We start from the raw sequence: 18,935 nt of genomic DNA, 5'->3' as shown, positions 1-18,935 counted from the left end.
GTTAGAGAAAATGATGATAAAAATTGCAGTTGTCGGTTCAAAGGAGTTTATGGATAACCTTTTTCCTATTGCTCAAAAATTAGAAGGAATAGAAATTGATTCCTATATTTACCTTCATCCGGCAGAATCTTCTGAACTATTAAAGTGTCTAAAGCCTTGTGATGTCATCTTTTTCTCAGGTGCTTTACCTTATTATATGGCAAAAGAAGTAAGAGAACAATTACGAATTCCAAGTACATACTTACAGCAAGACGAGACAACTGTCGCATCTTCCATTCTTTCTATCATGTATCATCAAAGTATTCAACCACATAACATTTCCATCGATTTAGTAGACCGCTCGTTTATTACAAATGTGTTCCATGATATCGGTATAAAAGAAAGTCCGCAAGTGTTGGATTATGAAAATATGCTGTGGAGTAAAGATGAAATAAATAGAGTTATCGATTTTCATGTAGCTAAATATCAATCTGGAGAAGCTCATTTAGCTTTAACTAGTATTCACGCTGTTTACGACGAGCTTCAAAAAATGGGTGTTCCTTCAGAGCGTATGATTGATCCAACACAATCCATTATACATGGGCTAAAAGATGCAAAAATAAAAGCTGAGTTAGCAAAAAGCTATTCAGCTACTGTTGGTACTTGTATTATTTCGTCCTTAGAATTACGAACGAGTTTGCTTGAAAAACTAGATGTCATTTCAAAAGAACTACGTGGTTCATTTAAACAAGTGGATGAAATGACATGCATTTTGTATACAACTCGTGGTGATATCGAATCAATTATTAAAACAAATGCGATAGATAACTTGTTTGCGAGTGTAGAAGGAACGATAGCTATTGGATTTGGTTATGGAAAAACCGTGAAAGAAGCGGAGCAAAATGCAAAAATTGCTCAAAGTTTTGCAAAGAATAATCCAATAGATCGTTGTTTTTATATACTAACAAGTGATAAAGATTTGTTTGGTCCATTCCCGAAAGAACAGAGAGTACAAAGTTTGAAAAATGATAATCCGGAACTAATGAAAATAGCGAAGGAAACGAAGCTTAGTCCGGCCAACTTGTCAAAAATTATTCAATTTAGTCAATCGCATCCGTCATTGAAATTTACAGCAGCTGACCTTTCTGAGTACTTACAAGTGACTCGAAGATCGACAGAAAGGTTGTTAAAGAAATTAGTTGATTACGGGTATGCTCATATTTGCGGCGAGGAAATGCCCTATCAACAAGGGCGACCTCGCGCACTATATGAACTGAATTTACCGCTATTTTTAAGCTTCTAGTTGAGCTTTTTGTTTCTTTAGCAGTTCTGCTTTTTCAATGTCTGATAGTTTTACAATTGTGAAACCTGTTATATCATAAATGATTGAGATAATAGGTACGATGAAATTCAAAATAGCATAAGGAGCATATTCAAATGCACCTACGCCAAGTGTAGCGAGAATAAATACACCGCACGTATTCCAAGGAACGAAGACAGAAGTTAATGTTCCGCCATCTTCTAATGCTCTGGATAAGTTTTTTGAATGTAGTCCTTTTTCTGTGTATGCATTTGCGTACATTCTTGAAGGGACAACAATTGAAATATATTGTTCAGAGCAAGTAAGGTTTGTTGCAAAACAAGATGCGATAGTAGAAGCGATAAGCCCTTTTGCTGATTTCGCTAACTTTAAAATTTGATTTACAATTGAGCGAAGAATACCTGTATGTTCTAATACTCCTCCGAAAGTCATAGCGACAATTGTCATAGAGACTGTATTCATCATCGAATCTAAGCCACCGCGGTTAAATAGTTCGTCTACTAGCTTGTTTCCAGTGTCTATAACAAATCCAGCTTGGAGTGCACCGACAGATGCTGAGACAGAACCACCTTGAATAAAGACTTGTGATAAGAATCCTAAAATAATACCGACGAGAATGGCTGGTATGGCAGGAACCTTTTTAGCGACCAATACCATAACGGCTACGGGTATAATGAGTAGGAAAGGTGAGATAACAAAGTTTTTTTGCAATACTTGTAACGTTTGATCGATGCTCTTCGCATCAATATTGTTAGCGCCGAAGCTTCTTCCTAAGACCGCGTATACGATAAGAGTAATAATTAAACCGGGAACTGTAGTAAATAACATATGACGAATGTGTGCGAATAAATCTGTATTTGTTAATCCTGCGGCTAAGTTAGTTGTATCTGAAAGCGGTGACATTTTATCGCCAAAATAAGAGCCTGAAATAATGGCACCAGCAACCATTGGAGCTGGAATTCCCATACTTAGGCCAATTCCCATTCCAGCAACACCAATTGTACCCATTGTAGACCAAGAGCTACCAATCGCTAATGCAACGATAGAACAAATGACAGTAATGGAAACTAAAAATAGTGATGGAGTTAAAAGTTTTAAACCGTAATAAATCATCGTTGCGACAATTCCACCGCCAATCCAAGCACCAATTGTTAAGCCAACAAGAATAATAATGACGATAGCGGGTAATGCAAGACGAATCCCTTTATACATTGCTTCTTCAAGATCATTCCATTTGTAACCGTAACGCCAAGCGACAATAGAAGCAACGGTTGTACCGATAATAAGTGGAACGTGAGGGCTTTGTTTTAATACAACAATTGTAACCATCATAACTGCAACGGTAATGATAATAGGGATAATCGCTATTCCAAAAGGTATTTCTTTTTTCATAAAGTTCCTCCTTGTTACGTATGTTTGTTTGTATTTTTAGAATTGTCGTAAAATAGACGTTTATTAGGTTATGATAACTAAAAGTTTATGTAAGCGTCAACATAAAAACAGAAAATAAGGAATGTTCTATCGTTATGAAGTGAGTTGTCGATCGTATTTAAAAATAAACAATTGACTTTTTTCTTAAAATTCAATATGTTCATAAAAACATCTGTTTTTCATAAGTATAATTAACCTGATGGTTTATAATTTGGGAAGGAGACTGGAACGTTGAAAACATTAGAACTACAAGAGCGCTTAACGGAGATTTTTCAGCATTTACACGAAAACCCTGAAGTAAGTTGGAAAGAATATGAAACGACAGCGTATATTACTGACTTTTTAAAAGAAGAAGGAATTTCATATAGAACATTTGATGATTGTCCAGGTGTAATTGCTGAGATTGGAGGCGGGAATCCAGTTATTGCGATTCGTGCTGATATGGATGCACTTTGGCAAGAAGTAGATGGAGAATTTAAAGCGAACCATTCATGTGGTCATGATGCTCATATGACCATTGTAATGGGAGTTATTTTACAATTGAAAAATATGAGATGGAAAAGTGGTACGGTTAGGTTTATTTTTCAGCCGGCAGAAGAGAAGGGTAATGGTGCTTTGAAGATGGTGGAGAAAGGTGCTGTAGATGATGCTGATTTCTTATTTGGTGTCCATCTAAGACCGATTGAAGAACTATCTTTGAAACAAGGAGCCTCATCTATTCGCCATGGAGCAGCTGGATTTTTAGAGGGGATGATTCATGGGGAGGATGCACACGGGGCGAGACCACACCAAGGTGTGAATGCAATTGATGTCATTTCCATGATTAATATCGGTTTGAAAAATATTTGGTTGCCACCGCAAAGTTCCTATTCAGTAAAAATGACGAGATGCCAAGCTGGTGGCGATAATTTAAATATCATTCCGGGAAATGGTCATTTCAGTTTAGATGTAAGAGCAGAGAGTAATATACTATTAGAAGAATTAAAGGAAAAGATTGAGCATGTAATAGAATCAGCTGCATCGATGGGGTCGAAAACTTCATATGAATGGATGGATCTTGCACCAGGAGCAGAGGTTTCCGAAGAAGCAGAGCGCTTTATGCGTAAAGGTATTATCGAAGTGTATGGGGAAGAGAGATGTACGGGACCTCTCTATACGACAGGAAGCGATGATTTCCATTATTACACAGTGAAAAGACCACATTTAAAAGCTGTCATGCTTGGACTAGGAGCAGACCTACAACCTGGATTACACCATCCGTATATGAGGTTTGATCATAGTTGTATTATGGATGGAGTAGAAATATTGAAACAAACTGTATTGAAAGTGTTAGAAGACAGGGGCTAGAGAGCTCCTGTTTTTTTGTCGTGGATTGTCGGTAAATCGATATATTTGAAAAATCGTTGATATATTTGAAGTTACGATAGATATATTAAGAAAATCGTTAATATAATTTCACGTACCTATTAATTTGATTAAAAATGAATCTCCAGTACATGGTGTATAATAATAAGTACCATTTTTTAATAGGAGAAAACGAATGAACGAACAATATTACGATGCAGTTTTACATATAAAAACAGTCGGTGAGCAAAAGGGGTTTAACAAGTCTATGCATTATCACCGCTATGAACCGACGCCCTATAGCGGATTAGATGAGTTACTGAATCAATATGAAATACGAAGTAGCGACCGAATTGTAGACTTTGGGTGCGGAAAAGGAAGATTAAACTTTTATATGCATCATAAATGTGGTGCATCAGCAGTTGGAATTGAAATGAATGAAGAGTTTTATAAAGAAGCGATGGATAATCGAGATCGTTATGCACGAAAGACACGAAACAGTAAGGGGAAAATCCAGTTCCAATGTTGTTTAGCGCAGGAATATGAGATTGATCCGCATGATAATAGGTTTTATTTTTTTAATCCATTTTCTGTACAAGTGTTTATGAATGTAGTAAATAACATTTTGCTTTCGGTAGAAGAAACGGGGAGAGAAGTGGATATTATTTTATATTATCCTTCTGAGGACTATATTTTCTTCTTAGAAAATCAGACTGCGTTTGAGCTGAAGAAAGAAGTTAGATTGCCAGGTGCTTATGAGAAGAATGGGAATGAGAGGTTTTTAGTTTATACATTAAGGTAAAAAAAACAGGTGCTAAGGCACCTGTTTTTTTATTAGTTACGAATTAAGTAATCAAATGCACCTAAAGCTGCGTTTGCACCTGAACCCATAGAGATGATGATTTGTTTGTACGGATTATTTGTACAGTCACCTGCAGCAAACACTCCTGGTACGTTTGTAGCGCCGTGCTTGTCTGTTACGATTTCACCGCGAGCGCGTTCAACTGTTTCGCCTAACCAGTCTGTGTTTGGCACAAGACCGATTTGTACGAATACACCTTGTAATTCAACGTGATGAACTTCTTCAGTTTCACGATCGATGTAAGAAATACCGTTTACTTTATCAGTACCAGTAATTTCTTTCGTTTGAACGTTTTTCAGAACAGTTACGTTTGGTAAGCTGTTAAGACGCTCTTGTAATACAGCATCAGCTTTTAATTCTGGCATGAATTCAAGAACAGTTACGTGCTTAACAATACCTGCTAAGTCGATAGCTGCTTCAATACCAGAGTTACCTCCGCCGATAACTGCTACGTCTTTTCCAGTGAATAATGGACCGTCACAGTGTGGGCAGTATGCTACACCTTTATTTTTGAACTCAGCTTCACCCGGTACGCCAACGTTACGCCAGCGAGCACCTGTTGAAACGATTACGCTCTTACTTTTCAGAATAGCGCCGTTTTCAAGTTCCACTTCAATAAGTACTTTTTTCTCTAAACGTTTCGCACGTTGTAGATTCATTACATCGATATCGTATTCTTTTACGTGCTCTTCAAGACTTGCTACTAGCTTAGGACCTTCAGTCTTTTTTACGCTGATGAAGTTCTCAATGCCCATAGTATCCATTACTTGACCACCGAAGCGCTCAGCAACGATACCAGTGCGGATGCCTTTACGTGCTGCGTAAATTGCTGCACTTGCACCAGCAGGGCCGCCACCAACAACAAGAACATCGTATGGATCTTTATCAGAAAGCTCTGATGCATCTGGACCGTTACCCATTTTAGCTAAAATTTCTTCAAGTGTCATACGACCGCTTCCGAAAGATTCGCCGTTTAGGTAAACAGTTGGTACTGCCATGATGTCTTTGCTTTCTACTTCCTCTTTGAATGCAGCGCCATCAATCATAGTATGTGTAATACTAGAGTTAAGAACGCTCATTACGTTAAGAGCTTGTACAACATCAGGACAGTTATGACAACTTAGGCTGATATAAGATTCAAAATGATATTCGCCTTGAATGTTTTTAATTTGATCGATTAATTTTTGTTCAACTTTTGGAGCGCGTCCACTTACTTGTAGTAAAGCTAACACTAATGATGTAAATTCGTGTCCTAATGGAATACCAGCGAATACGACACCAGTGTCTTCACCAGGGCGGTTTACGCTAAAGCTTGGTGTTCTCTCTAATTCAACTTTTTCTACTGTAATCTTAGATGACATAGTAGCTAATTCGTCTACTAGAGCTAACATATCTTTAGATACGTTATCGTCTCCTGCGCTTACTTTAAGTAAAATATCGTTCTCCATTAACTGAAGGTATTGGGATAGTTGTGTTTTTATATCTGCATCTAGTATCATTTTGATCGAACTCCTTAGATTTTGCCTACAAGGTCAAGGCTTGGTTTAAGTGTTGCAGAACCCTCTTGCCATTTAGCTGGGCAAACTTCACCTGGGTTGTTACGTACGTATTGAGCAGCTTTAATTTTGTTAACAAGAATGCTTGCGTCACGGCCGATACCGTCAGCATTGATTTCCATAGATTGGATAACGCCGTCTGGATCGATGATGAATGTACCACGAGCAGCAAGACCTTCTTCTTCCATTAAAACGTTGAAGTTTGTAGTGATTGTTCGAGTTGGGTCACCGATCATGATGTACTCGATTTTGCCGATAGTTTCTGAGCTATCATGCCATGCTTTGTGAGTGAAGTGAGTGTCTGTAGATACAGAGTATACTTCAACGCCTAAGTCTTTTAGAGTTGCATATTGGTTTTGTAAGTCTTCAAGTTCAGTTGGGCAAACGAATGTGAAGTCAGCTGGGTAGAAACAAACTACACTCCATTTTCCTTTTAAACTTTCGTCAGTAACTTGGATAAATTCTCCATTATGGTAAGCATTAGCTTTAAACGGTTTTACTTCTGTGCCGATTAATAACATGTTAAAATTCCTCCTAAATGTTGGTTTGAGCATCAAAAAATAGTGTGCTCATAAAATATATTTTTTAATTAACTATAATAATTCTAATTCGATATTAATTATCATATAGAATTGGTTATTTTGTCAAGCGAATAAACCAACTTTATTCCAATTTAATTAATATTTATTCTCAATTAAGGCTATCAGGGAATAGAAAGGTAATTTTAAGTCTATAAATTTTAGATGAGTGTTTGAAAAGTTTAGTGTGTATGTTAGAGATAGTGTGTAAGTTTAATTTTTTAGGAAGGAAATATTTCTTAGAAGTTGTGGTTTTGAAAAGGAACTGCTTACTTCTATTTTACAAAGAATTTTGTGATAAATAAAATAAAATGAATCGGAAATTTTTTGAACAATTTTTGTCATCTCAAATATATAATTAGGAAGTATATTAAGATGATAGTTAGAAACATTGACTCAAAGTGCTAACAAGATATAATAAAACCTAGATATATCTTTCAAAAAGAAGAATACATATTTATAGGATGAAAAAATTCAACCTATTATTTTTTATAGCTTTTAGAAAACGCTTACAATTAGTGTGGAGGGGAAACCATGTCTAAGTTCACGAAGTATTTTTTAATGGAAGCTAAAGATGTGATTGCATATGTGAAAGAGAAATTGTCTAAGTTTGAACATGCAAAGGAGTTACAGTGTAAAGAAATAGGTGATGGCAATTTAAATTATGTGTTCCGCGTTTGGGATGAAAAAGAGAACATGTCAGTCATCGTAAAGCAAGCTGGGGATACAGCTCGCATTTCAGATGAGTTTAAGTTGTCGACAAACCGTATTCGTATAGAATCAGATGTTTTGCAGTTAGAGGATGAGTTAGCACCCGGACTTGTTCCTAAGGTGTATTTATTTGATAGTGTGATGAATTGTTGCGTAATGGAAGATTTATCGGATCACACAATATTACGTACAGCACTTATAAATCATCAAATATTTCCGAGGCTTGCGGATGATTTAACTACTTTTATGGTAAATACACTTTTATTAACATCGGATGTTGTAATGAATCATAAAGAGAAGAAGGAACTTGTGAAGAATTATATAAATCCTGAATTATGTGAGATTACAGAGGACCTCGTATATTCAGAACCATTTACCAATCATAATAAGCGTAATGAGTTATTTCCGTTAAATGAGGGATGGATTAGGGAACATATTTATAGTGATAAAGAGCTTCGTATGGAAGTAGCGAAACGTAAATTTTCTTTTATGACGAATGCACAGGCATTACTTCATGGTGATTTACATACTGGTTCTGTTTTTGTAAGAGATGATTCTACAAAGGTTATTGATCCTGAGTTTGCTTTTTATGGACCTATGGGATATGACGTTGGGAATGTAATGGCGAATTTAATGTTTGCTTGGGTGAATGCAGATGCAACGATGCCACCTGGAGCGGAGAAAGATACGTATATGGATTGGTTACAAACTACGATGGTAGAGGTAATTGATTTATTTAAGAAGAAGTTTTTAGATGCTTGGGATATTCATGTGACCGAGATTATGGCGAAGGAAGAAGGCTTTAGCGAAGTATATTTACAATCTGTATTAGAGGATACGGCTGCAGTGACAGGTCTGGAATTAATTCGCCGTATTGTTGGATTAGCGAAAGTAAAAGATATTACTTGTATTGAGAATGAGGAAGCACGTGCTAGAGCGGAGCGAATTTGTCTTCAAGTAGCGAAGAGTTTTATTTTACGAGCGAATCAATATAGAACGGGTACACGTTTTGTAGAAACGTTAAAAGAACAGTCAATGCACTACGCGAAGTAAGGGGAGAATATGATGGAAGAGCAATTAATACCCATTCAGTGGAAAGATGATGCTTTAGTTTTATTAGATCAAACATTATTACCGAATGAGGTTGTCTATGAATCTTTCAAGACAGCTGAAAGTGTGTGGGATGCCATTCAAGTAATGAAAGTACGAGGAGCACCAGCAATTGGTGTTTCGGCAGCGTACGGTGTGTATTTAGGAACAAAGGAAGTTATTCAAAGTAAGATGGAAGACTTTATAGAGGAAGTCAAAAAGGTATGTGCATATTTGGCAACATCAAGGCCAACGGCAGTAAACTTATTCTGGGCACTTGAAAGAATGGAAGCGGTAGCGACAGAGAACGCGCACTTATCAATCGTCCAGTTGAAAGACAGATTACTAGAAGAGGCAAAAGAGATTCATAGAGAAGATGAAGAAATTAATCGTCAAATTGGAGAGCATGCATTAACATTATTCCATGATGAAATGGGAGTATTAACACATTGCAATGCTGGTGCGTTAGCGACGACTAAGTATGGTACTGCGACAGCACCAATGTACTTAGCGAAAGAAAAAGGATGGGACTTAAAAATCTATTCAGATGAAACTCGTCCTAGGTTACAAGGTTCAACGTTAACAGCATTAGAACTACAGCGAGCGGGAATTGATGTTACTGTCATTACGGATAATATGGCAGCTATGGTCATGTCACAAGGAAAAATCGATGCTGTAATCGTTGGATGTGACCGCGTGGCAGCAAACGGTGATGTAGCAAATAAAATTGGCACATTAGGCGTATCTATTTTAGCTAAATACTACAACATTCCGTTTTATGTAGCAGCGCCAACACCAACAATCGACTTAAAAACACCGACAGGAAAAGAAATTCCGATTGAAGAAAGGGATGCTTCTGAAGTGATTAATCGTTTCGGACAATATTCAGCTCCGAAAGAAAGTAAAGTATATAATCCAGCATTTGATGTTACTCCATATGAAAATGTAACAGCGATTATTACAGAAAAAGGGATTGTAAAGGCACCGTTTACGGAGAATTTAAAAAAGCTATTTCAATAAATAGATAAATATAAAAGTCAGTCATCATAAGCTTCATACTTAGGGGGATGTATATGTTATTACAAAAAGAAAGAGAAGAAATTGTAGCGTATGGAAAGAAAATGATCTCTAGTGGTTTAACAAAGGGGACTGGGGGTAATATTAGTATTTTCAATCGCGAACAAGGTCTTGTTGCGATTAGTCCAAGTGGTTTAGAGTATTATGAAACAAAACCTGAAGATGTAGTTATATTAAACTTAGATGGTGAAGTGGTAGAGGGAGAGAGAAAGCCATCAAGCGAACTAGATATGCATCTTATTTATTATAGAAATCGTGAAGATATAAATGCGCTTGTGCATACACATTCTCCTTACGCAAAGACGATTGCGTCATTAGGATGGGAGCTTCCTGCTGTTTCATATTTAATTGCTTTCGCAGGCCCGAATGTTCGCTGTGCACCGTATGAAACATTTGGTACGAAGCAATTAGCGGATGCTGCTTTTGAAGGCATGATTGATCGTCGTGCTGTGCTACTTGCAAATCACGGTTTAATTGCTGGTGCAAATAATATAAAAATGGCGTTTACTGTTGCAGAAGAGATTGAGTTTTGTGCTCAAATTTATTATCAAACGAAAAGCGTCGGAGAACCGAAGCTTTTGCCAGAAGATGAGATGGAGAATTTGGCGAAGAAGTTTGAAGGGTATGGGCAGCAGTAGAATGAAACAAAAACACCCTCAAGAAAAGATCTTGAGGGTGTTTTTTACGCTTTCTTAAGCAACAAATACATAAAGTAAGGAGCCCCAATTAAAGCAACGACAATACCTGCTGGGATGCCGTTAGGTTCAACGATGTTTCGGCCAATTGTATCTGCTAATAGCAATAGCCATCCGCCGATTAAAACGGCAATAGGCATGAAAATTTGATGTCTTGGACCTACTAAAGATTTCGCGATATGAGGAGCCATTAGTCCGATAAAGCTAATTCCTCCTGTTACGGAAACAGCTGCAGCTGCAAGCGCAACGGCTGCAACTAATAAGTATCTGCGTTCTTTTTCAATTTCAATTCCAACACCGATTGCGACTGGCTCGTTTAATGCTAGAATGTTTAATCGATTTGCTTTATAGAAAACGAACGGAATTAATACGATTAACCATGGGAGCATTGCTAAAACGAAGACCCAGTCATCTCCCCAAATGTTTCCGGCAATCCACTTGGCGATAAAGTCCACTTTCATACGATCAGCGGATGAAATAAGGACAATCATCATTCCAGATAGTGCAAATGAAAAACCAATACCGGTTAATGTTAGTCGGATTGGCTGAAGCCCAGTTGATTTACTATATGAAAATACGTAAATTAGAACAGCTGTCAGAAAAGCCCCGATAAATCCAACGACTGGTAGTAAGTAAAGAAATGAACCTACATCTATTGGAAAGTATAAAAAGAAAATAGCAACAGCAACACCGGCCCCAGAGTTGATCCCGAGAATACCAGGTTCAGCTAAATCATTTCGAGTAATTCCTTGGAATATAGCCCCTGATAAAGCGAGAGCCATACCAGCTAATAATGTAATCACAATTCTAGGTAGTCTTAAAGAGTATAAAACAAACTCCTCTTTAAAAGTCCCTTGTCCCATTAATGTTGGGAGTAGTCGATCATAAGATAAAGATGCTGAACCAAGTCCCATTCCAACTACAATGGTGGTGATGGTCAGTATTAGTAAAGCGAGTATAATAAGACGTTGTTTTCTTAGAATAGATTGCATCATGAGAATGTTTTTCCTCCTTTACGTACAATGAATAGGAAGAATGGTAACCCTACAATCGCGACAATTGCCGCAACTGGTGTTTCGTACGGAGCGTTAATAGTACGTCCGATTGTATCTGCAAGTAGCATAAAGGAAGCTCCAGCAATTGCTGACATCGGTATAACAAATCGGTAATCTGGACCGACAATTGGGCGTACCATGTGAGGTACCATTAAACCGATAAATGCCATATTTCCAACAAGCGCTACAGATGCACCTGCAAGTAAGATAATAATGATAAATAAAATAGTTTTAATAACAATAATTTTTTGACCAAGTCCAATAGCCACTTCCTCACTGAAACTAAGAACTGTTAATTTTTTTGCTAGTAAGATAGCGATAAAGATACTAATTGAAATGACTGGAATAATAATTTTTAATTGGCTCCAAGTTGTTCCAATTACGCCCCCAGCAGTCCAAAGTGATACATCTTGTGAAATTTTAAAATAAATGCCGATTCCTTCTGAAATTGCGAGTAGAAATGCGGAAACTGCAGCGCCCGCTAATACAATTCGAAGAGGAGAAAGGCCGCCTTTTTTCACCATACCAATTCCAAATACCATGATTGCGCCAATTGCCGCACCGATAAAGCAAGCTAATGTTAAGTAAAGATAGCTGATGGAAGGATTGAAAGCAAGTGTCAGTGCAAGCGCAGCATTTGCTCCACCAGATAGCCCTAATAAACCAGGATCTGCAAGTGGATTTCGTGTTAATCCTTGCATAATCGCTCCAGAAACGGCTAATCCAGCTCCTACAAAAATAGCAGCAACTTCACGTGGTAAACGTATTTCTCGAATAATAGATATTTTGTCTCCTTTAGCGGAGGAAGTGAGTGCTAACCATACATCTTTTATCGAAGTATCTGCAGCACCTAATACCATTGCAACCATAAAAATAAGAAAGAATGCAATTAAGCTTAAAATTAGTTTGTATGTAAAAGCTATAGAACGTGGATTTTCATGATCTTTTGTCATTCGTTTCACATCTTTTCTGTTCATAGAATAAAGGAAGAGGAATTCTTAAATTAAGAATTCCTCATGTTTGTATTATTTACCAAGAAAGTTCTTCTTGAAGAAGTCTAGTTGGAAATCTAATGTAAGTGGATCATTGAAATAGAATTCCATCATGTTTGCTTCATATACGCGATTATTTTTTACTGCTGGGATGTTTTTATATGATTCTGTCTCTTGGAATGAGTTATCAGTCTCTTTATTTTTACTTACGATTAAGTAATCACCAGCAAATTCCGGTAATACCTCAGTAGATAATGCGTAGTAACCTTCTTTTAATGCTTTTTCTTTTACTTTTTCAGGCATTTTTAATTTCATTTCTTGGTACAGGATTTCTGTTCCGCGGCCCCAGTTCTCGCCGTATACATAAAGCTGTTTGTTGAAGTTTTCTACAACAGAAACTGTTGCATCTTCACCGATTTTTGCTTTAATTTCTTTACCAGCTTCTTGTGCACGTTTCTTGAAGTCATCAACCCAAGTTTTTGCTTCTTTTTCTTTGTTTAATAACTTACCAATTTCTAAATGCTGTGTTAAGTAATCAACTTTTCCGTAAGTGTATGTTACAGTAGGAGCGATTTTCTTTAACTTATCGACATTTTTAATATTTGATAAACCGATGATTAAATCTGGATTTAGTTCAGCGATTTTTTCAACATTTTCATCTGATACTTCAGCAACATCTTTAAGTTTGCTATCAAAACGTGGGTTTTGTTTAGACCATGAATCTACCCCAACAAGATTTACATCTAATGACATTACGTTACCAGCGAATGATGATAATACAACAACGCGTTTTGGATTTGCAGGAACTTCTACTTTACCATTTTCAGATTGGTATGTAATTGTTTCTGATTTACTACCTTTTGCATCGTTCTTTTTGTCTGTAGAGCCATTGCTACAAGCACTCATAACAAGAACGAAAAGAACTGTTAGTGAAATAAATAACTTTTTCATCGTCTTTCTCCTTTAACATAGATGATATGTGTATACAATAATTTGTTTAACTGTAATCTTTTTGAAAGAGTAGTGGTAATGCAAAATAATTTATTAAAAATCTTGAATATGAGATTTTATAATATAGTATTAACCATATTAATGAAAGAAGATGTAATCTCAATTTGCTAATTATTAACAAATTGATAATGATTATCACTATTGATTCTTTAAATAATATAATTTTATATAGGTGTATTGTCAATAGTAATTTTGATTGTAAATTTTGCGGAAACAGGTTATATTTTATTGAGAATGATAATCAATGACTAGTAGCTGAGGAGTGACACGAATGAATCAAGAAGAATTGTTTGATGTAACTGTGATAGGCGGAGGACCTGCAGGGCTTTATTCAGCTTTTTATAGTGGACTCAGAGAGATGAAAACGAAAATAATAGAATTTCAACCACAGTTAGGTGGAAAAATACATGTTTATCCAGAGAAGATGATTTGGGATGTAGGAGGGCTGCTGCCAGTTACAGGTGATAAATTAATTGAACAACTTGTACAGCAAGGGCTAACATTTAAGCCAGAAGTGGTATTAAATACAAAAGTAGAATCGATTATTCGTAACGAAGATGGCACTTTTACGTTAAAAGCAAGCAATGGCGAAGAACATTTTTCAAAAACAGTTATCGTCGCAACTGGAAGTGGTATATTGAAACCTCAAAAGTTATCAATTGAAGGTGCTGAGCGATTTGAAGTATCTAATTTAAATTATACAGTGAAATCTTTAAAGCGTTTCAAAGGTAAGACGGTCATTATTTCCGGCGGAGGAAATTCTGCGGTTGATTGGGCAAATGAATTAGAACCAATTGCGAAAAAAGTGTATGTAACATATAGAAAAGAAGAATTATCTGGTCATGAAGCACAAGTAAAACAACTGCTGAACAGCTCGGCGGAGTGTTTCTTTAATACATCGATTACAAAACTCATTGCTGGTGATAATCATGAAGCGATCGAATATGTAGAATTGACAAATCATGAAACAGGTGAGGTTTCTCATTTACCTATTGATGAAGTTATTATTAATCATGGATATGAACGTGACATTACATTATTAGAAAATAGTGAGTTAGACGTTGCGATTATAGATAATTATTATATTGCAGGTAATGCAAATAGTGAGTCTTCAGTAGATGGATTATATGCTGCTGGAGATATTTTAAAGCACGAAGGGAAACTACACTTAATTGCAGGTGCATTCCAAGATGCTGGAAATGCTGTGAATAAAGCAAAGCAATTTATCCAACCAGATGCAAGTGAGTACGGAATGGTTTCTTCTCATAATGAAGTATTTAAGAAGAGAAATCGAGAACTGATTAAACAGATGATGAAATAATAAGGAACAAGTATACCCCCACATACTTCTCTATTCAAATGGATGAGAGATGTACGTGGGGGTTTTCCTGTTTACTATATTTTCAATCATTATAATGACACCGGTTTCATCAGTTCATATGATATGAACATTTTATTGGTAAAGCATCCTAGAAAACAATTTAGCTATGTTTTGCTTACGCAGAACATGGCTAAATTACGCTGTCCCTTTAGCGCGTTCATTAGGAAATGGCATATTTAGTATAGAAGCAATATATTGTTTTCCATGTTTTCGAGCCAATGATTCTAATATTTGACGGACGCGTTTTGTAAGATGGCCTTGTTTTTTGATGGCTTCACAATATGCGTCATAGAAAGCATATTTAGCCCAAAGGAAATCATCTTGTTGGAATAAGAAATGATTTTTGTACCATTCACCAATTGTATGATAACAATTGTTTTCATGTATTGCTGTGCTTTGAGAAAGAAAACGATCAGATAAAGATACATTCAAATGAGAAATTGTGTTTTCTGTTTCAACTTGTAGTGTTTTTTCTAACATTGTAATGATGTGACGAGTAGCCATATGTTAACTCTCCTTTGTGTAAATGGGTAATACCATTCTATATTTAAAAATTCTTACTATATAATACTATACAATATATGGAATGCATCTACCTGCTTTTTGAACTGCATTTACAAAATCTTTTTTATTTGTTTACAAAAATAAAGTAAAGTAAGATACAGTATAGATGAAAAAATAATAAAGGAATGAACGCATTGTATATAACAGTAGAAGAGACTGCGGAGTATTTGAATTTACCGAAATCGTATATTGAAGAGTTAATTCAGCAAAAGAAAATTCGTGCGCTATTCGATGGAGAGCAATATTTAGTAAATAAAGAACAATTCAATACACATTTAGAACAAATGGAGAAATATAAGCAGTTAGTGGAAGAAATATTAAATGAACCAATTCCAGAAGATATGGATGTTAAAGACGAAGACTAAACTTTGGGAAATCCCGTATGAAGATATGCAGAAATGTATCTTCATACGGGATTTTTGTTTAAATGTATCAAAATCCTAATGGGCACGCAGAATTTCTTATATTTTTGATAGGTAGTAGTCTACCATGTTAAAAGCATATTTTTTTCTAGCTAGGACAAACATAGAGAACGTAACCTGTACAGATACATATACTATCAGTGCAAAAGCTTATAAATTAATGGAAGGGGTTTTCTCGTGAGTTTATTTCATTGTGATTTTCTGAAAGACTTAATTGGATCTTTTGTGAGAGTAAACAGGGGTGGTCCAGAATCTCAAAAAGGAACAGTAACTACTCAGCCACCTTTCGGTGGCTTTTTTTAATTTTACTAGTTTCATATGCCTCCTATTTGTAAATACTGAGTATATCAAACAGGGGAGGTGAATATTATGGTCGATCGAAAAATTATTTTAGATACATATAAAAAAGGACCTGAAGCTGTTATTTCTTTATTTGAAGAAACATTTTCTAAATTAGAAAAACGTATACAAGAACTAGAAAATGCTTCAAAAAAAAACTCCAAAAATAGTCATAAGCCACCTTCTACAGATGGTTTAGGTAAGCCTGTTACAAAAAGTTTGCGCAAACCGTCTCATCGTCAAACCGGTGGCCAGTTAGGCCACAAGGGACATACTCTTGGTTTGACAGCGACTCCAGATCATACGATTACACATTCTCCTACATATTGTACTTGTTGTCATACTTCCTTGAACCACGAGCCTGTAAAAGGGTATCGCATTCGCCAAGTGTATGACTTACCACCTATTCAGATTGAAGTGACAGAACATAAAGTAGAACAGAAAGAATGCCCACATTGCCATTCTATCCAAGAAGCCCAATTTCCTTCGACAGTATCTCGTCCTGTTCAATATGGTCCAAATATAAAAAGACTGATTCCCTATTTAACGCATTATCAATGCATTTCTTTGAAGCGAACAAAAGAATTCTTTCAGGATTGTTTTGGACATTCTATAAGCGAAGGAACCCTGGTAAATCATACACAGGCTTTCGCTTCTCAATTGCAGCCATTCATAAAAAAAGTAACGGAAAAGATCCTGCAGTCTCCTATTGTCCATTTTGATGAAACCGGTATGCGTGTAGAAAACAAAACACAATGGTTACATACTGCCAGTACACCGGAGGTGACATTGCAACATATTCATCACAAACGCGGAAAAGAAGCAATGGATGCGGGCGGAATTTTACCGTCTTTTTCTGGAATTGCGATGCATGATGGTTGGAAATCGTATGATGCGTATACAGATTGCCGACATGTATTATGTAATGCCCATCTCTTACGAGATTTGCAAGGAATTATAGATAGTACGGGGCAAAAATGGGCGCAACAGATGCAGAAATTTCTCACGCAAGCTTTAACGCTGAAAAAACAATACAAAGGAAATCTGCCAAAAGTAAAGCAACAGCACCTGTTTACTGTTTATCAAGCTATATTGAAAGAACAACCAGTCTTTTCTACAGAATTAAAAAAGAAAAGAAAGCAGACGCCTGCTCAAAATTTATGGAATCGCTTCGTCAAATATGCTGACAGAATTCTAGCATTCTTAGAACATCCAGACATTCCATTTGATAATAATCAAGCGGAACGGGATATTCGAATGACGAAAGTCAAACAGAAAGTGTCTGGGACTTTCCGAAGTAAGAAAGGCGCAGAATCTTTTTGCCAGATACGAAGCTTTATGAGTACCATGAAAAAACAAAAACAATCTGTCTTACAAGCGATAGGACAAGTTATAGAAACCGGAACGGTTCCTTGGAATCGCACAACTTCATAAGAGAAATTCTCTGTTTGATTTAGATTCTTTCTCTTATTGGAGTCTTTTCTTTTTTATGTTTTCGAATGAAAACATGTATTTGGTATGCCCTTTTTCCTAATTAAGCTGAGTAGTTACAAGGAACAATAATATCAGTATGTCCGGACTACTTCGTATTGAAGAATGAAAAAGGTGAGCTTTATTACTATCAACTTAGCCATCTGAAAAGTATTACGAAAAATGCAAAAGACTGTGGATCAAGTGATTGTGATTGGGAAGATTGCGAATGTGCAGACGACTTTGAAGCACTACTTCTAAGCTTCAAATATTGCTGGGTGAAAATTAATCGCGGTGGTCCAGAGAAAGTGGAAGGCATTTTACAAGATGTTTCTTGTGACTTCGTTACATTAATTGTAAAAGAAGAAGTTATATTAATTGCAATAAAGCATATTAAAAGTGTTAACTATAATGCATTAGCATGCGGAGAGAGCGATGAGAGCGAAGATAGTAATAGTAAGGAAAGTAGTAGCGATAATTCAGGTCGAGCTCGCGCACAAAGACAGTCAAGTAGAGGAAGATAATAAGAAAGGAGGATACAAATTTGGAAAGTATATTATGCTGTGAGCAAATTAAATGCTTAGTCGGTGAGACTGTAAAAGTAAATCTTCGTGGACCAGAGAGTCGAGTGGGGGTACTTGTATCGTTAGGGAGAGATTACCTTACATTACAACTTCCTCTTGGTGAATTAGTATATTACCAATTGAAACATGTGAAGAGTCTAGCTAAGAAAGTGAAAGAAAGTAAATGTGGCGATTCCTATGTTTCATGTTTCTGCTCTGATGATGATACTTTTATCGATGTATTACGTGACTTGAAGTATAAGTGGGTAAAGATTAATCGTGGCGGTCCAGAATGTGTGGAAGGATTATTAAGTGAAGTGCATGAAGAATGTATTACACTAGTAAACTGCGATGAAGTCATTTATATCATTAATTATCATATTAAGAGTGTGAGTCAAGTAGTGAAATGTAAAAAGAATGAAGATGAATAATGTTTAATAAATAAGAGGGGCATTATGAGGGAAAGAGAAGAACAATTTCTTATTTCGATAGTAT

The 18,935-nt window shown here is 36.2% G+C and carries 18 protein-coding genes and 1 pseudogene; 12 read left to right on the top strand and 7 right to left on the bottom strand.

The window, feature by feature from the left end:
• Positions 1 to 10: 10 nt before the first annotated feature.
• On the top strand, positions 11 to 1,282 hold the full coding sequence (locus tag MHI28_RS15990; RefSeq protein ID WP_000972801.1) for a hypothetical protein: 1,272 nt from the start codon (positions 11 to 13) through the stop codon (positions 1,280 to 1,282).
• On the opposite strand, the gene nhaC is transcribed toward MHI28_RS15990, so the two are convergent.
• Positions 1,271 to 2,692 (bottom strand): Na+/H+ antiporter NhaC, encoded by a 1,422-nt coding sequence (nhaC, locus tag MHI28_RS15985; RefSeq protein ID WP_340828076.1) that lies wholly within the window; start codon positions 2,690 to 2,692, stop codon positions 1,271 to 1,273. The two genes, MHI28_RS15990 and nhaC, sit on opposite strands and share 12 nt — an antisense overlap.
• Before the next feature lie 270 nt (positions 2,693 to 2,962).
• Here nhaC and MHI28_RS15980 point away from each other — a divergent pair, with 270 nt between their 5' ends.
• Both MHI28_RS15980 and MHI28_RS15975 read left to right on the top strand, forming a co-directional pair.
• Positions 2,963 to 4,078, top strand: coding sequence for a M20 peptidase aminoacylase family protein (locus MHI28_RS15980; RefSeq protein ID WP_000853510.1), 1,116 nt, complete (start codon positions 2,963 to 2,965; stop codon positions 4,076 to 4,078).
• Between the two features lie 193 nt (positions 4,079 to 4,271).
• Positions 4,272 to 4,877, top strand: coding sequence for an SAM-dependent methyltransferase (locus MHI28_RS15975; RefSeq protein ID WP_001005634.1), 606 nt, complete (start codon positions 4,272 to 4,274; stop codon positions 4,875 to 4,877).
• A gap of 32 nt (positions 4,878 to 4,909) precedes the next feature.
• On the opposite strand, the gene ahpF is transcribed toward MHI28_RS15975, so the two are convergent.
• Both ahpF and ahpC read right to left on the bottom strand, forming a co-directional pair.
• A complete protein-coding gene (gene ahpF, locus MHI28_RS15970) occupies positions 4,910 to 6,436 on the bottom strand; it encodes an alkyl hydroperoxide reductase subunit F (RefSeq protein WP_340828075.1) in 1,527 nt (508 codons plus the stop codon).
• Positions 6,437 to 6,450: 14 nt separating this feature from the next.
• Positions 6,451 to 7,014, bottom strand: a complete 564-nt coding sequence (gene ahpC / locus MHI28_RS15965; protein WP_000924420.1) for an alkyl hydroperoxide reductase subunit C — start codon at positions 7,012 to 7,014, stop codon at positions 6,451 to 6,453.
• Between the two features lie 591 nt (positions 7,015 to 7,605).
• Here ahpC and mtnK point away from each other — a divergent pair.
• From mtnK to MHI28_RS15950, 3 genes are read left to right on the top strand one after another with little or no spacing between them, the layout of a single operon-like run.
• Positions 7,606 to 8,835, top strand: coding sequence for an S-methyl-5-thioribose kinase (mtnK, locus tag MHI28_RS15960; protein ID WP_000033215.1), 1,230 nt, complete (start codon positions 7,606 to 7,608; stop codon positions 8,833 to 8,835).
• A gap of 12 nt (positions 8,836 to 8,847) precedes the next feature.
• On the top strand, positions 8,848 to 9,891 hold the full coding sequence (mtnA, locus tag MHI28_RS15955; RefSeq protein ID WP_000392488.1) for an S-methyl-5-thioribose-1-phosphate isomerase: 1,044 nt from the start codon (positions 8,848 to 8,850) through the stop codon (positions 9,889 to 9,891).
• A gap of 53 nt (positions 9,892 to 9,944) precedes the next feature.
• Positions 9,945 to 10,586: an L-fuculose-phosphate aldolase gene (locus MHI28_RS15950; RefSeq protein ID WP_000926560.1), complete on the top strand. Its 642-nt coding sequence runs from the start codon at positions 9,945 to 9,947 to the stop codon at positions 10,584 to 10,586.
• Between the two features lie 44 nt (positions 10,587 to 10,630).
• On the opposite strand, the gene MHI28_RS15945 is transcribed toward MHI28_RS15950, so the two are convergent.
• Genes MHI28_RS15945 through MHI28_RS15935 form a run of 3 tightly spaced genes read right to left on the bottom strand, consistent with a single transcriptional unit; the run spans position 10,631 to position 13,641 of the window.
• On the bottom strand, positions 10,631 to 11,638 hold the full coding sequence (locus MHI28_RS15945) for a FecCD family ABC transporter permease (protein WP_000983742.1): 1,008 nt from the start codon (positions 11,636 to 11,638) through the stop codon (positions 10,631 to 10,633).
• The gene (locus MHI28_RS15940; RefSeq protein WP_002153558.1) at positions 11,635 to 12,675 is read right to left on the bottom strand and encodes a FecCD family ABC transporter permease; all 1,041 of its coding nucleotides are present in this window, start codon (positions 12,673 to 12,675) and stop codon (positions 11,635 to 11,637) included. The genes MHI28_RS15945 and MHI28_RS15940 overlap by 4 nt, the downstream gene beginning before the upstream one ends.
• 48 nt (positions 12,676 to 12,723) lie before the next feature.
• Complete coding sequence (locus MHI28_RS15935; RefSeq protein ID WP_000732570.1) at positions 12,724 to 13,641, bottom strand: iron-hydroxamate ABC transporter substrate-binding protein; 918 nt, start codon at positions 13,639 to 13,641, stop codon at positions 12,724 to 12,726.
• A 331-nt stretch (positions 13,642 to 13,972) separates the two neighbouring features.
• On the opposite strand from MHI28_RS15935, the gene MHI28_RS15930 reads away from it, so the two are divergent.
• A complete protein-coding gene (locus MHI28_RS15930; protein WP_001070938.1) occupies positions 13,973 to 15,022 on the top strand; it encodes an NAD(P)/FAD-dependent oxidoreductase in 1,050 nt (349 codons plus the stop codon).
• A 195-nt stretch (positions 15,023 to 15,217) separates the two neighbouring features.
• Here the strand turns inward: MHI28_RS15930 and MHI28_RS15925 are convergent, their stop codons facing one another.
• On the bottom strand, positions 15,218 to 15,586 hold the full coding sequence (locus MHI28_RS15925; protein WP_000235474.1) for a hypothetical protein: 369 nt from the start codon (positions 15,584 to 15,586) through the stop codon (positions 15,218 to 15,220).
• A 185-nt stretch (positions 15,587 to 15,771) separates the two neighbouring features.
• Here MHI28_RS15925 and MHI28_RS15920 point away from each other — a divergent pair, with 185 nt between their 5' ends.
• From MHI28_RS15920 to MHI28_RS15900, 5 genes and pseudogenes are all read left to right on the top strand, one after another.
• A complete protein-coding gene (locus MHI28_RS15920) occupies positions 15,772 to 16,011 on the top strand; it encodes a helix-turn-helix domain-containing protein (protein WP_001998970.1) in 240 nt (79 codons plus the stop codon).
• A 234-nt stretch (positions 16,012 to 16,245) separates the two neighbouring features.
• A pseudogene (locus MHI28_RS15915) lies at positions 16,246 to 16,338 on the top strand (spore coat protein); the annotation flags it as partial.
• A 99-nt stretch (positions 16,339 to 16,437) separates the two neighbouring features.
• A complete protein-coding gene (gene tnpC, locus MHI28_RS15910) occupies positions 16,438 to 17,841 on the top strand; it encodes an IS66 family transposase (protein WP_340828062.1) in 1,404 nt (467 codons plus the stop codon).
• A gap of 125 nt (positions 17,842 to 17,966) precedes the next feature.
• A complete protein-coding gene (locus MHI28_RS15905; RefSeq protein ID WP_340828446.1) occupies positions 17,967 to 18,401 on the top strand; it encodes a spore coat protein in 435 nt (144 codons plus the stop codon).
• A gap of 20 nt (positions 18,402 to 18,421) precedes the next feature.
• Positions 18,422 to 18,871: a hypothetical protein gene (locus tag MHI28_RS15900; RefSeq protein WP_000443832.1), complete on the top strand. Its 450-nt coding sequence runs from the start codon at positions 18,422 to 18,424 to the stop codon at positions 18,869 to 18,871.
• The last annotated feature ends 64 nt before the right edge of the window (positions 18,872 to 18,935 follow it).

Source organism: Bacillus sp. FSL K6-0268 (assembly GCF_038005425.1).
GTDB classification, from domain to species: domain Bacteria; phylum Bacillota; class Bacilli; order Bacillales; family Bacillaceae_G; genus Bacillus_A; species Bacillus_A thuringiensis_S.
Note: the sequence above shows the minus strand (reverse complement) of the source record. Positions and strands in the feature narration are given on the sequence as shown.